General features: G+C 62.0%; 9 protein-coding genes and 1 pseudogene. 2 read left to right on the forward strand and 8 right to left on the reverse strand.

The window, feature by feature from the left end; all coding sequences use genetic code 11:
• Positions 1 to 87: 87 nt before the first annotated feature.
• Positions 88 to 1,632, forward strand: coding sequence for an immunoglobulin domain-containing protein (locus P5205_15480; protein ID HSA11762.1), 1,545 nt, complete (start codon positions 88 to 90; stop codon positions 1,630 to 1,632).
• 182 nt (positions 1,633 to 1,814) lie between these two features.
• Here the strand turns inward: P5205_15480 and P5205_15485 are convergent, their stop codons facing one another.
• The 8 genes and pseudogenes from P5205_15485 to P5205_15520 form a co-directional block, all read right to left on the reverse strand.
• Entirely contained in the window at positions 1,815 to 1,985 is a 171-nt protein-coding gene (locus P5205_15485) for a hypothetical protein (GenBank protein ID HSA11763.1), read from the reverse strand.
• A gap of 75 nt (positions 1,986 to 2,060) precedes the next feature.
• A complete protein-coding gene (locus P5205_15490) occupies positions 2,061 to 2,372 on the reverse strand; it encodes an HMG-box domain-containing protein (protein ID HSA11764.1) in 312 nt (103 codons plus the stop codon).
• Between the two features lie 81 nt (positions 2,373 to 2,453).
• Positions 2,454 to 3,929 (reverse strand): pyridoxal-phosphate dependent enzyme, encoded by a 1,476-nt coding sequence (locus P5205_15495; GenBank protein HSA11765.1) that lies wholly within the window; start codon positions 3,927 to 3,929, stop codon positions 2,454 to 2,456.
• 127 nt (positions 3,930 to 4,056) lie between these two features.
• Positions 4,057 to 5,217, reverse strand: coding sequence for a knotted carbamoyltransferase YgeW (gene ygeW, locus P5205_15500; protein ID HSA11766.1), 1,161 nt, complete (start codon positions 5,215 to 5,217; stop codon positions 4,057 to 4,059).
• 17 nt (positions 5,218 to 5,234) lie between these two features.
• The gene (locus P5205_15505) at positions 5,235 to 5,597 is read right to left on the reverse strand and encodes a hypothetical protein (GenBank protein HSA11767.1); all 363 of its coding nucleotides are present in this window, start codon (positions 5,595 to 5,597) and stop codon (positions 5,235 to 5,237) included.
• A gap of 281 nt (positions 5,598 to 5,878) precedes the next feature.
• Positions 5,879 to 6,379 carry a (2Fe-2S)-binding protein gene (locus P5205_15510; GenBank protein ID HSA11768.1) on the reverse strand — a complete coding sequence of 167 codons (501 nt, stop codon included), beginning with the start codon at positions 6,377 to 6,379 and terminating at the stop codon, positions 5,879 to 5,881.
• 111 nt (positions 6,380 to 6,490) lie between these two features.
• Positions 6,491 to 7,324: pseudogene (locus P5205_15515) on the reverse strand (xanthine dehydrogenase family protein subunit M).
• Positions 7,321 to 9,708, reverse strand: coding sequence for a xanthine dehydrogenase family protein molybdopterin-binding subunit (locus P5205_15520; GenBank protein ID HSA11769.1), 2,388 nt, complete (start codon positions 9,706 to 9,708; stop codon positions 7,321 to 7,323). Before P5205_15520 ends, P5205_15515 begins: the two are co-directional and overlap by 4 nt.
• 270 nt (positions 9,709 to 9,978) lie before the next feature.
• Between P5205_15520 and P5205_15525 the strand changes: the two genes are divergently transcribed.
• Positions 9,979 to 13,524: a FecR domain-containing protein gene (locus P5205_15525; protein ID HSA11770.1), complete on the forward strand. Its 3,546-nt coding sequence runs from the start codon at positions 9,979 to 9,981 to the stop codon at positions 13,522 to 13,524.
• Positions 13,525 to 13,689 lie beyond the last annotated feature (165 nt).

A 13,689-nucleotide genomic window follows, 5' to 3' on the forward strand; every position in this document is an offset into this window, starting at 1 on the left:
GGCCGCACGGAGTCTTGGGCCGCAAACCTCGGTCCCCCGCGTCCCGTTGCCAGTACTGCACACAATCCAGTAGTAGGCAAAGCGTTTATGAAAAAGACATTCGCCCTCCTGGTGCTGATTATCACCCCCGTGATCGCCTCCGCCCAGGGGACGGTTAGCCTGGCAAACCAAACCGGCCTGGTGAAGCAATGGACCAGCTTGACCGATCCGACGCTGATCAGCGTTCCCAAAAGCGGGGGCTACGTTCAGCTCCTCGCGGCCCCACAAGGCACTCCCCTCCCGAGCCCGCTCGCGTGGCAGCCCGATCCTGATGGCACTTTCGTCCCGAATTGCACTAGCCTGGCGGCATTCCTGGCGGCAAACCCGGGCTGGGCCGCCGCCACCAATTCTAGTGGCGCTGTTCCCGTCCTCATTGCGGTTGGGCCCGGACTCTTCAGTGGCGGCACTTTCACCATCGGCAACATCGCGCCCGGCGCGCCGGCCAACTACCTGCTGATTGGCTGGACTGGGAGTTACACCTCCTTTGACGCTGCCTTGGATGCCGCACTGTATGGCGGCCCGGGTAGCCCTTTTCTCGGCGTATCGGCTGTCACCACAACTACTACCGGCAATCCCTTGTCCACCCCAGCAGGAACTCCTGTGAACCTGAGAACCACGTTCGCCGGCATGACCCTGGCGCCGGTCGTGGGGGCTAGCGGACCCTGGTTTCCTGTTGGACCGCCGCCTAACCAGCAGGTGACGCTGGGCGACACGGCCACGTTCACCGCGGTGGTGCAGTCAACGCCACCCGCAACTTTCCAATGGTCGTTCAACGGCACTAACATCGCCGGAGCCACCTCGACCAGTTACACCATCACCAACGCCCAGTATGCCGATGCGGGGACCTACACCTTGCTGGCCACCAATCCCTTCACCCATTGGACCGCCAGCGCCTCGCCCGTGTTGGAGGTGCTACCTCCAACCTATCCGCTCAATCTGACCACACCCGGCGGCGGCAGCGTCACCGCCGACGGGCAGATCCTGGCTCAGCCCACCTTCTTCCCCACCGGCAGCGTGGTCACGCTCCAGGCGGTTCCAAGCAACGGCTGGAGTTTCGTGCATTGGCAAGGCGATGCCAGCGGCACGAACAACCCACTGGGCTTGACGATGAACAACTCCAACCAGGTGCAAGGGATATTCGGAACCGCCGTCGGCACCAACGTCCTGGGCCGCGGCAGTATCGCGCTGAGCCAGACCAACCCGGTGCCCTTTGGAACCGTCCTCGCGGCAGACGCGCAGCCCGCGGCCGGCCGTTATTTCATCGTCTGGAACGGTGCAGCCAGCGGAACCAACAATCCAACCACACTCTTGGTCACCAATCCCGCGCCCACAGTGCGCGCCCTGTTCTCGACTGTGCCCCCGGACCGGTACCCGCTAAGTGTTGTGATGATCAGCAACCATGCCGCGCTCGTGCTTACGGGAGTGGTTGGCAACGTCCGCGAGATCTCCTTCTCGCCCGAACTGGCCGCGACCAACCTTTGGACCTCCTTGACCAACCTCACGCTCCAGCACCCAATCCAGATCTGGACAGACACCAGTGTTGACGCCCTGACCCGCAGCCACCACTACTACCGCGTCGTGCCGGTGCCTTAAAGGTCCATCAAACACCCGCTCTGGCCCCCTGGGCGACACCACCGCACTACCACGGTATTGCTGCGGGGGGGGACACGGGGGAGACACGGCTCCTTTCGCTATGGCTTCCCTATGGCTTCGCTATGGCTTCCCTATGGCTTCGCTATGGCTTCCCTATGGCTTCGCTATGGTTTCCCTATGGTTTACGCCTCTTTCGCGCTCCCGCGCCCGCCGGCGCCGGCAGGCACAATCGCACCCATTACTTGGACAATGCTCCCCGTGTAATCATTCAGCTGTTGGATGCGAATAAACGCCTTCCTGCCCGCCGCCGGCACCCCATACTTCGCGACATACTGCCGGGTGATGTCGCTCATCCCCCCAATCGGAGCCGGCAGCAGGCCAATCCGAACCAACTTCCTCCAGACCATCACCCCCGGGCTGACAGGGTGCTAGCTAGAGACCATGACGCCCTCCGCCATTCCACCGGCCAGATGCAGCCTCAGCGCCATGCGCCCGCCGCTGTTGGCAATCTCGAACCGCGCCATCGGGATCGGCTTGAAGCTTCCCGGCCCCGGCGGCCAGGTGAGCCGCTCCTGTCCCAGGGCCAGCCGCCACGAATTGACCTTCACGAAAAGCCGTTGGCCGCTGCGGCGGCGCGAGCGGGCCGCGACGCCGCCCCGCCGGTCCTTGCGCGCCGCATCGTTCCACGCCTGCCGTTGCTCCTCCGTAAGATTATTCCAGGCTAACGACAGCGTCCGCATGTCCTCTCGCGAACGACGCTGCTCCGCCGTGGCTCTCCTCCTGCGCGCGCCGGGCTTATGCTGCTTCCTGGGCACGGCAATTCAACTCTTCGCTCCCGCCTGCCGGTTGAATTCCTCGATCAACTGGTCGAAATACACCACCTCGTCCTCGAACAGAGCACGCCAATACTCCGGGTCCCATTGCTGGTTGAGTTCCTGGGCGGTCTTCCCCTGCTGCTCCACCCAAGTGTAGTACTTCAGGTTGTGGATTGCCTTGCGTTCCGGGTAAGTCAGTTCCTTGAAGTAAGCCACTGACTGGTGCGCCAGGGGGGCAGCATAGTCCGCCACCGCATCTTTGCTCCGATAGGCGCCCCGTTCCTCGCCCAGTTCCTTGAGCCGCGACTTGTACATGTCCGTCGAGTCGGTAAAAACGGTGAGGATCACGTCCTGCTCTCCCAGTTCGAAGTACTTGGCGGTCTTGATCGCCGCGAGCAGGTTGCAGATGCTGGATATGCCCAGCCAGGCCAGCTTCTCCACCTGCCGCTCGTCGGCGCCCAACGAGACCAGGTGGTCCCGCCCCGCCGGCTCGTTGAACAGGCGCAGGATCCTCATGCAATCCTCGTCGTCAATCGCCGTCACCACGTCGGTATTGCGCACGTTGTGGACCCACGGGACATGCTTGTCGCCGATCCCCTCGATGCGATGGTCCCCGAAGCCGTTCCGGAGCAAAGTCGGGCATTGGAGCGCTTCGGTGGCCACAACCTTCAGTGCGGGGAACCGCTTTTTGAGAAAATCACCTGCCCCGATGGTGCCAGCGGAGCCCGTCGCGGAAACGTAAGCTGCCGGGCGAAGGCGCGCGTTGGCGGAGTCGCCCAATACTTCCTCCAGCGCTGGCCCCGTGATGTTGTAGTGGAAGATCGGGTTCCCGAACTCATCGAACTGGTTGAAGATCATGTTGAGCGGATCCTTCTTCAGCTCCCAGCACTTGTCGTAAATCTCCTTCACGTTCGATTCGCAGCCCGGGGTGGCAATGACCTCGGCCCCTATCTGCTTGAGCCACTCGAACCGTTCCCGGGACATCTCCGCTGGCAGGATGGCAATCGCCGTGCACCCCAGCAGCGCGCAATCGAAGGCGCCGCCGCGGCAATAATTTCCCGTGGAGGGCCAGGCGGCTTTATGTTTGTCGGGATCGAATTCACCGCTCACCAATCGCGGCACCAGACAGCCGAAGGCGGCGCCGACCTTGTGCGCGCCCGTGGGAAAGAACCTGCCCGTCAGGCCGATGATCCGCGCCTTAACGCCGGTGATCGCGGTCGGAATTTCCAGGTAGTTCACCCCGCTGTACAGGCCTGAGTTAACGTCGTTCTTCCAGGTGATGCGGAACAAGTTGACGGGACTGACATCCCAAAGGCCAACGCCTTTAAGCCTGGTCGTGACTGAGGGGGGGATCAGCTCCGGGTGACGGAGCTCTTTGAATGTCGGAATGCGCACCCCGCGTTCGCGGCAGCGCGCCGCAGTCTTCTTGATGACTTCCGGGTAGAGGCGTTTGATGATTCTAGAAGTGGTTTGATTGCACATAAGTTAATCCCGCTAATCACGCTGAATACACAACAGCTGGTTCCCGACACGTCGCTGCATTGCCAGTAGCCACTTTCGCACTTCGTGGCACCGCAAGTAATCATCAATTAACGGCGGGTTTTGGCCTTCACGAAATGAACTTCCTCAATACCGCCGCGGCATCTTTAAACCGGGCCATCAGGATCATGGCGGCGATGACAAAGGGCTTGTAGCTGGCCTCCTGATACGTAGCGAGCCGGTAATGCTCGAACACTTCCTTAGCAACCTCGCCTTGCGCGCAGCTCACGCCCGAGATGTCGGCCGGCAGGCAGTGCATATAGAGCGCCTCGCCCCTGCGGGTCAGCTTCATCTTTTTGGCATCGCACTCCCAGTCCTTGTGCTTCGCGTTGTTGGCCAGGCACTCTTTCTCGAGTTGCTTGAGCCCTTCCCTGTCGCCCTTGTGCAGCAACGGCGTCCGCCGTTGCATCACTTGGTAAGGAGCCCAGGACTTTGGGTACACCATATCGGCGTCTTTGAATGCCATTTCCATGCTGGAGGCGACCTCAAACTTGCCCCCGCTCTTGCGGCTGTTTTGCTTCGCCAGTTCAACCACCTCGGGAATCAAGCCGTAGCCTTCCGGGTAGGCAAGCGACACCTCCATCCCGAAACGCGTCATCAATCCGATCACGCCCTGCGGCACCGAAAGCGGTTTGCCGTAGCTGGGTGAGTAGGCCCACGTCATCGCAATCTTCTTACCCTTGAGCTTATCCAATGATCCGAAATGCCACTTGAGATGCAAAAGGTCCGCCAGGACTTGGGTTGGATGGTCCACGTCGCATTGCAAGTTAACGACGCTCGGGCGCTGGTGCAGAACGCCCTTGTCAAATCCCTCCTGCACGGCTTGGCCGACCTCGCGCATGTAAGCATTGCCCTCACCCAAGTACATGTCGTCGCGAATGCCGATGACTTCGGTGAGGAAGGAGATCATGTTTGCCGTCTCCCGCACGGTCTCGCCGTGGGCAATCTGCGACTTCTCCTCGTCCAGCTCCGAGAGCCCCAGCCCGAGGGCGTTAACCGCGGAAGCGAAGCTGAAACGTGTCCGCGTGGATTTGTCCCGGAAAATCGAGACTGCGAGCCCGGTTTCAAACACCCGGAACGGTTTGCGCGCCTTGTGCAGTTCCCATAGGCATTCAGCAACCAGCAAGAGCGCCTGAATCTCGGCATCGCACTTCTCCCACGTTAGCAGGAAATCCTTGCCGTAAGTTTCCGTTCGCAGTTCCTGGAGCCTGGCGATCTGTGTCCTGAGCATATTCAGTTTGTCGTGTCCTATTTGTAGACCTTGGTCCAGGCGGCGAGTTGGCCGTTGGGGCCGAAGGTCAGGCGCAGGAAGCGGTTGGGCGAGGTGTGAGCGGTAACGGGGCCGGCATAGAAGGGCCAGTAAGGATCCGCGCTTCCATAAACATAAGTGGAGCCGCGGCTGACAAGCCATTCGGCAACGACGGCGCCGTCGGCCAGCTTGGCCTGCCGGTCAGGCGGCCCCATGTCCACCACGGCCTGGTCATAAGTATAGTGACCGATCCGCGCGGGCCAATCCACACGCTGAGTGGCACAGCCCGCCAGCCACAGCGTGACGCAAAGCCAAGCCATGATCCGAATAGTCGAGCCGGTGATAGCGAATGCTGTCTTCATGGAGCAATATAGATCTGTGGGGAACTGAACCCCATCGAACGGCCTGCGTCAATGACAGAACACCTGTCGCCTTCTCATCGCAGGGCCACATCAAGCTCGACAATCCGTTGGCAGGGCCGCCTGGCCGAGGTGCCCGATTCCGCGCAGGCACGGACGCTTCGGCGGAACGTCCCTCCTAAACCGGGCTTCATCTTGACGGAGCACGGCCAGCAGAATCCAACCCTCCGGCCGCCTGGCGCGCGGCAGTCCGGGCCAAGGCCCGGTTTCGTGGTTTCACCGGGCTACTCGGGCGAAGCCTTCGCAATGGCCTCGACAATCTGCTGGTAGCCGGTGCAGCGGCAGAGGTTGCCGGAGATAGCGCGTCGGATTTCCGCCTCGGTCGGCCGGGGATTCCAATCCAGCAGGGCCTTGGCGCTCAGCAGCATGCCCGGCGTGCAGAAGCCGCAGTGGGCGGCATCGTGGTCGAGAAATGACTCTTGCAGAGGATGGAGTTTGCCGTTTTGGGCCAGACCTTCCACGGTCAGGACCTCTCGGCCAGCGATTTGTGAGGCCAGCACCAGGCAAGAATTGACCGGCGCTCCGTCGAGCAGGACCGTGCACGCGCCGCACTCACCTATTTCGCAGCCGCACTTGGTGCCCATCAACCCCACATGGTCACGCAGCAAGTCGAGCAGCGTCGTGTTGGCGGGGACTGTAAGAGTGTGCGGAAGTCCATTGATCGTGATGGTGATGGAAGTCTCGGTGGCAGGCCGCGCTGGCCCGAGCGCGCCAGGGGCAGGCATAGGGGGCTTCGCCGAGACCGCCTCACGACGGTCCGCTCGGCGAGCGGGCCCTGCCAGCTTTGCAGGCGCGGACGATTGGGGCGCAGGGTTCGCGGCACAGTCCTGCAGTGCCCGCCGCACCAGGACCGCGATTACCGGCTCTTTATACTCGGTGGACCAGCGCCGGCCCGTGGCTTTGATCATCTCCTCGGAGACCTTCTGGCCGGCGGCAGCGAAGAGCTTCGGCCCGGGCTTCTCCCCGATCAGCATCCGCTCGGCCTCCACCACCCGCTGCCACGTCGGAAAAGCCGCGCCCGGAACGATCCGCGCCTCGGCAATCCTGCCGCTCTTGTTTATTCGGAGGACGGCTGCCACGCTGAGGCGGGAGATCGAAAGCGCGTTGCGACGGCCCAGCTTGATGAATGCGCTGCGCACGCCTCGACCGAGCTTGGGAAATCTGATGCCGGTTAGGAGTTCGTCTGGCTTCGCCTTCGTCTGATAAGGTCTGACGAACAGGTCCGCCAGCGGCAGCTCCCGACAGTCCGACCTGGACTGCAGCGTCACAGTCGCCCCCAGGGCAATCAGCGGGGGCGCGGTATCCGCACACGCAGCCGCATTCATGACGTTGCCGCCCACCGTTCCACGCTCCCGGATTTGCGGAGACCCGATTGCCGCGGCCGCGACGCCCAACAGCGGGGCGAACTTTCGCACCACCTCCGACCGCACCAGATCAGCGTGGGTGGCCAACGGGCCGATGGTGATGTCATCGTCCGATTCGGCGATCCCACTGAGTTCAGCCACCCGGGATATGTCCAACACGATTCTGGGCGCCATCTTCGATCCGCGTCGCAGCTCGATCAGCAGATCCGTTCCGCCCGCCAGGATGCGGGTCTCCGCCCCATGCCTAGCCAGCACGCTGCACGCCTCAGCGATGGTCTCGGCGGCGATGTATTCGAACGGCTTCATCGGTCACCTCGCCCGAGTTTGCAGGAATCCCCTGCCATTACATCCTTCCGGACAGAGCCGCGCTCCCCTTTCCGGGTCAGCTTGTGCCCGAGCAGCACCCTTTCGAGCGTAGCCGGAATCTCGCAGATTCGCTTGCCGGTGGCGTTGTATATCGCATTCACGATGGCGGGCGCCGCAAGTTCGTTGGCGGGCTCCCCGATGGATTTTGCCCCGAACGGCCCCGCCGCGTCCGCGTTCTCGACGATAATCGCTTTGATCTTCGGCACGTCCATCGCCGTGGCGATCAGGTATTCGTCGAAGTTGACCTGTTTCGGCACCGACGCCTCGTAATCAAATTCCTCCAGCAACCCGTAGCCCAGCGCCATCGCTACGCCGCCGTAGATCTGCCCCAGCACGGTGCTGCGGTTGATCGCCTTCCCGACATCGTGGCAGGACACGAATTCCAGCACATCCACCTTGCCGATCTCAGCGTCCACTTCCACCTCGGCCACATTCGCGCCATAGACAAAAGTAAAGTAGGCCTCTCCCCTGCCCTCCTCCTCGTGCCAGGATGTCGGAGGGGCCTTATGCCAACCCAGGCCATGCATCGTCTTGCCCCGGCGAAAGCACTCGGCCGCCAACTCGGTAAACGACGCAAGTCGTTTGCCGCCCCGCTTCTCAATCAGGTAATCGCGCGCCAGGTCGCATTTGTCCGGAGCCGCTTTCACCATGTCAGCACCGACCTCCAGGAGTGTTGCCCGCACAATCTCCGCCGCCTTTTTCGCCGCCGAACCGCCCATAATAGTGCCCCGCGAGGCCACCGTCGGTCCTGAGTCTGGCACCCGGTCGGTGTTGGTGTTCAGGAATCGGATGCGATTCATGGAAACACCCAACACCTCCGCCGCAATCTGCGACATTTGCGTTTGCGCTCCCTGCCCCATGTCGGTAATGCCCGACGACACGATCACGCTGCCGTCGGTCTGCACCGAGACGATGGTGCCGGCCGCGTCCACCCCTTCAGCGCCCAGCGACACGCCGCGATAGCTGCAGGCCAGCCCGATGCCGCGCATTTTCCGCCCTGCCAGGGATGTGGCAGCGCCCTCGGACCGCGAGCCGGCCGCAGCGCGGTACTTCTTCCACTTCGCCTTGAAATCCGCCGCCTCAGCAGCTTTGGTCAGCACCTCGCGCAGGCTTACTTTGTGGGTCAGCCGTTGCTGCGTCGCCGTCACCGCGCCGTCCTTGAAACCGTTTTGCAGGCGAATCTCCAGCGGGTCCTTGCCCACCCGCTCGCCCAACTCGTCCATCATGGACTCGATGGCGAAGTTCACCTGCGGCGAGCCGAACCCGCGCATTGCTCCCGTGTAGTTGTTGTTCGTATAGACAGCATAAACGTCTGTCTTGACGTGCTCGCAGCAATAGGGCCCGGTCGCCTGGACCACCGAGCGCCACGTCACGAACTGGCTCATCGAGGCATATGCGCCCCCATCCGCGATGCACTTGATCTCCATCGCCGTGATGGAGCCGTCCTGCTTCGCACCCCACTTGTAATAGAGCACGTAAGGGTGCCGCTTGTAGGACTCCAGCATGGATTCCTCGCGCGTGTTGACCATCTTTACCGGCTTGCCCGTGGCCAGTGCCAGCAAAGCCGCCCGGCAGCACATGGAGGTCATCACCTCGTCCTTGCCACCAAAGGAGCCTCCCAGCGTGGCCTGGATGATCTCGACGCGGTTGAGATCCAGCTTCAGCGCTGCCGCGACCGATCGTCGGGTAGAGAACAGGTTCTGCACGCTGCCGGTCACCTTGACCCCGCCATGCTCGCCCGGCTCGGCCAGCACCGCCTCCGGCTCCAGGTAGGAATGCTCAATGCACGGCGTTGTGAACTTGCGCTCGATAACGAAATCCGCCTCGGCAAAGCCCTTCGCCACATCCCCTTTTCGCACCGTGTGATGCACGAAAGTGTTGTCCGCGCCATGAACCTTGGGCGCATCTGGAGCCAGCGCCGCTTCCGGGTCCGAGACCACCGGCAGCGGCTCGTATTCAACCTTGATAAGCCTCAGCGCGTCCTCGGCGATCTGTCTCGTCTTCGCCGCGACCAGCGCCACCCCGTCCCCCAGGTAACGGACTTTGTCCACGGCAAGGATTGCCTGGTTCTTCAGGACGATTCCGATGACCTTCTCGCCTGGGATATCGTCCGCCGTCAGCACCGCTTCGACACCCGCGAGCCGTTTTGCCGCCGACGTCTCGATGCGCATGATGCGCGCGTGTGGGTGCTCCGCGCGCAGCACCTTGCCGTAGAGTTGGTGGCCGGCGTTGTAATCGGCGGCGAACTTCGCCCGGCCGGTCACCTTGCCGAAGGCATCCACGCGCCTTTCGGCCTTACCGATGATCCGGTGACCGGTGTTCAATCTGCTTGGTTTGGTTGCTGATTTCAGGCCAACCAGTCTTGTGCAGCACTGTCTCGAATGCAATGCAAAGTAACAAGCACTCACACTCTCACAGGTGATTCGTGTCCTGCGGAAGAACTATCCCAAGTGGACTTAACGCCCCCGGCTCTGCACTCCCTTGAGAAGTAGCGGCAGGCATGGTCAGGCCGAAGTCAAATGAATTGCCTGCCGGTGGGCGAATCGGTTATAAGCAGCCCACGCAGCGGGAACTTGAAATCATCAGCCAAATCTATGAGGCATTCAGGCGCAAGGTTCGGGAATTTTCTCCTTGGCGTAGCTGTCATCAGCCTGGTCGGTTGGGCGGGTTCGGCCAGCGCGCAGTCTGGCGCCCGGAAGGCGGCCGCGGAGCAAATAGTCATCATCGGGTTGCAAGGCAGCGTAGAGGTCATGCCCACAGGCGCAACCGATTGGGTGCTCACCCAAACCAACCAAGCGCTTAAAGCTGCCTACCGGTTGCGCACCGGCCGCAACAGCCGTGTCTGGCTGCTCTGGTCGGACCACAGCGTGGTGAGTTTTGGAGAGTCAACCCTGGTCGAAATCCTGCCGCCGCAGGATCACTATGCCTTGCCGGGACTTCACATACTCCAGGGCCTGCTCTCGTTTTTCCATCGTGACAAGCCAGGCCGCATCCGTGTCATCACACGGGGGGCGGTGGCGGGGGTCGAAGGGACCGAGTTTGTGCTGGCGGTGAATGCGTCGGACAACCACGAGCGCGGGACGCTTTCGGTGATTGATGGCCAGGTCCAGTTGACCAATGAGCAAGGGACGCTCCTTTTGACCAACAACCAGCAAGGGGTGGCCGAAACCGGCAAAGCGCCGGTCCGCACTGCCGGGTTCGTCGCGAATAATATTCTTCAGTGGTGCCTCTATTATCCAGCCGTGCTCGACCCGAACGAACTGCGCCTTAGCCCCGACGAAGAGCAGGCGCTCAAGGAGTCCCTCGCGGCCTATCGCGACGGCGACTTGCTGCAGGCTATGGCCACATATCCTGCCGGGCGCATTCCCGGTTCCACAGCCGAGCAATTGTATTACGCGGCGCTGCTGCTCTCGGTCGGCCAAGTGGACCGGAGCGAAACAGCTCTGGCGGCCCTGCAACTCGGTGCCCCATCGGAATTGGCTGAGCGCCTGGCTCTTGCACTGCGCACACTCATGGCTGCAGTGAAGCGGCAGCCCAATCCCTCAACCATGAAGCCGCGGCTTGCCTCCGAATACCTGGCGGCGTCCTACTATGAGCAGTCGCGCGCGCAGGGTGATGAATCGCTGAAAGTTGCCCTGGACTTCGCCCGGAAGGCCACGCGGCTCTCACCCGATCTGGGTTTCGCCTGGGAGCGCGTGGCCGAATTGGAGTTTGGATTCGGCCATGCGAGCGCTGCGAAGCAAGCCCTGGACCGCAGCCTCCACCTGGCATCACGCAATGCCCAGACCCTGTCCTTGAGAGGCTTTTTGCTGGCAGGGCAGAACCGGCCCCGCCAAGCCGTGGAGTGGTTCAATCAGGCGATCGCCGTTGATCCGGCACTGGGTAACGCGTGGCTGGGCCGTGGTCTTTGCCGGATGCGCCGCGGCGACTCGACGGGGGGGGTGAAGGACCTGACGGTGGCCGCCGCTCTGGAGCCGCAGCGGGCTTTGCTGCGCAGTTACCTAGGCAAGGCTTACACGACAACGGACAGCTATCCCACGGCTGACAAGGAATTGAAACTGGCAATCAACCTGGACCGTCACGACCCCACCGCGTGGCTCTACTCCGCGCTGCTCAAGCAGCAGGAAAACCGGATCAACCAGGCCATCGGCGACCTGGAAGCCGCCCAGGAGCGCAACGACAACCGCAGCCTCTTCCGCTCGCGCCTCCTGCTCGACCAGGATCGCGCCGTCAGCAGCGCCAACCTGGCCTCGATCTACCGCGACGCGGGCATGACGGATGTGAGCGTGCGCGAAGCCTCCCGCGCCGTGACCTACGACTACGCCAACGCGGCAGCCCATCTCTTCCTTGCGGACAGTTACAATGCACTGCGCGATCCCACCCGCTTCAACCTCCGCTACGAGACGGTGTGGTTCAACGAACTCCTGCTGGCCAACCTGCTGTCGCCCATCGGCGGAGGACGGCTGGCGCAACACGTCTCGCAGCAGGAATACTCGCGACTCTTTCAAGCCGACGGGCTGGGCATCGCCAATTCCACCCTGGGCCGCTCCGATAACAGCTCGGTCAGAGAGCTAGTTTCCCAATACGGCACGTTCGGCGGGACCAGCTACGCCTTCGACCTCGATTACCAGAACAGCGACGGGGTGAGGCCAAACAACGATCTTAACAGCATCGAATGGTACACCACGTTTAAACAGCAGATCACTTCTCAGGATACCATGCTGGCCGTTGTCAAATTCGAGGACTACAGCTCCGGGGACAATTTCCAGTACTACGACCCCGACAACGCCCGACGCAACTTCAAGTTTGAGGAATACCAGCAGCCCATCGTTGTCGGCGGCTGGCACCACGAATGGTCCCCCAATAACCACAGCCTGCTGCTTGGCGGCCGCATCGTCACCGAGCAACGCTTTAGCGACACCGCCACCCCCCAGCTCGTACTGATCAAAGACAGTGCTGGCAACGTTATTGCTGCCGATGGCGCAACCCTCGATGCGTCTTATCGGAACGATATGGAAATCTACCTCGCCGAGCTGAACCATGTCTTGCAATCGGACCGCATCAGCCTTTCCCTCGGGGGTCGGTGGCAGGGTGGCTCCTTCGCCGCGGATTCCGTATTCAGCAACCCGGGGCAGCTCGGCTTTCTGTTCAATCCCCAAACCCCGTCCTCCTCGGACGAGGGCTTCCAACGCCTCACCGCCTACGGCTACCTCACCGTGGAACCCTTCGACCGCCTCTGGCTCATCGGCGGCACTGCTTACGACGACCTCACCTATCCGGGCAACTTCCGTCACCCCCCCCTTTCGCCAGGAGAATCCCACACCTGCCAGCTCGGCCCCAAAGCTGCCCTAGTCTGGAACCCGGTTTCACTGGTAACCCTTCGCGGCGCTTATACCAAGTCGCTCGGCGGCGTCAGCGCTGATGAAAGCTACCGGCTTGAGCAGACCCAGGTTGCCGGCTTCCCGCAAGCCTTCCGCAGCCTGATCTCCGAGTCCATCGTCGGCTCCGTCGCCGCCCCGGAGTACGAGACGTACTCTGCCGCCTTGGACTTCAAATTCCCGTCCGGCACTTACGTCGGCATACTAGTCCAGCGGCTCACCACCGATGTTGACCGCACAATCGGTGTCTTCTCCTGGACAAACGGAACTCCTCCGCTGGCCGCCTCATCCACAACCGAAGAACGGCTTCGCTACTATGAAGATTCCATCGGCGTCGGCATCAACCAGCTCCTTGGCCGATCGTTCGCGGTGGGCGCAAGCCTCAAGTACGACCGCGTGAAGTTCAATGACGACCTGCCTGGCGTGCCTGTGTCGGCCCTGTCCGCCGCCGACCGAACCGACCACGCGGAGCTCTACGAGACCACAGGTTATGTCCTATACAACCATCCTTCTGGCTTCTTCGCCCGCGCGGATGCGACGTGGTATCACCAGAACAACACCGGCGCTTTTACGCCGGGGCACGGAGACGACTTCGTCCAGGAAAACCTCTACCTGGGCTATCGGTTCCTGCACCGCCGCGCCGAGGTGATGTTTGGCATCCTGAACCTCTCCGATCAGGATTACCACCTATACTCACTGACCGCCTATCCGGAACTACCCCGCGAGCGCTCCTTCATCCTGCGATTGAACTTCATCTTCTGAGCATGCGGGAAGGTGAAGTGATGGAATGGCAGAGTGGCGAAACGGCAAAGCAATACCCAGGGCCAGTTCCTGGGGGAAGCTGAGGCCCTGGTAAAGCCCGCTCGCCGGGCGCAACTTCGGCCGGCGGCCCCGGCGAAACCGCCCTGCCTGGCATCCGTCGCGACC

Source organism: Candidatus Paceibacterota bacterium (assembly GCA_035452965.1).
GTDB lineage: Bacteria > Verrucomicrobiota > Verrucomicrobiia > Limisphaerales > UBA8199 > UBA8199.

Excerpts from the sequence above, each read along its gene's own strand:
- ygeW (HSA11766.1), bottom strand. The coding sequence starts at position 5,217 with ATGCTCAGGACACAGATCGCCAGGCTCCAGGAACTGCGAACGGAAACT.
- P5205_15485 (HSA11763.1), bottom strand. The coding sequence starts at position 1,985 with ATGAGCGACATCACCCGGCAGTATGTCGCGAAGTATGGGGTGCCGGCG.
- P5205_15490 (HSA11764.1), bottom strand. The coding sequence starts at position 2,372 with ATGCGGACGCTGTCGTTAGCCTGGAATAATCTTACGGAGGAGCAACGG.
- P5205_15495 (HSA11765.1), bottom strand. The coding sequence starts at position 3,929 with ATGTGCAATCAAACCACTTCTAGAATCATCAAACGCCTCTACCCGGAA.
- P5205_15525 (HSA11770.1), top strand. The coding sequence starts at position 9,979 with ATGAGGCATTCAGGCGCAAGGTTCGGGAATTTTCTCCTTGGCGTAGCT.
- P5205_15480 (HSA11762.1), top strand. The coding sequence starts at position 88 with ATGAAAAAGACATTCGCCCTCCTGGTGCTGATTATCACCCCCGTGATC.
- P5205_15510 (HSA11768.1), bottom strand. The coding sequence starts at position 6,379 with ATGCCTGCCCCTGGCGCGCTCGGGCCAGCGCGGCCTGCCACCGAGACT.
- P5205_15505 (HSA11767.1), bottom strand. The coding sequence starts at position 5,597 with ATGAAGACAGCATTCGCTATCACCGGCTCGACTATTCGGATCATGGCT.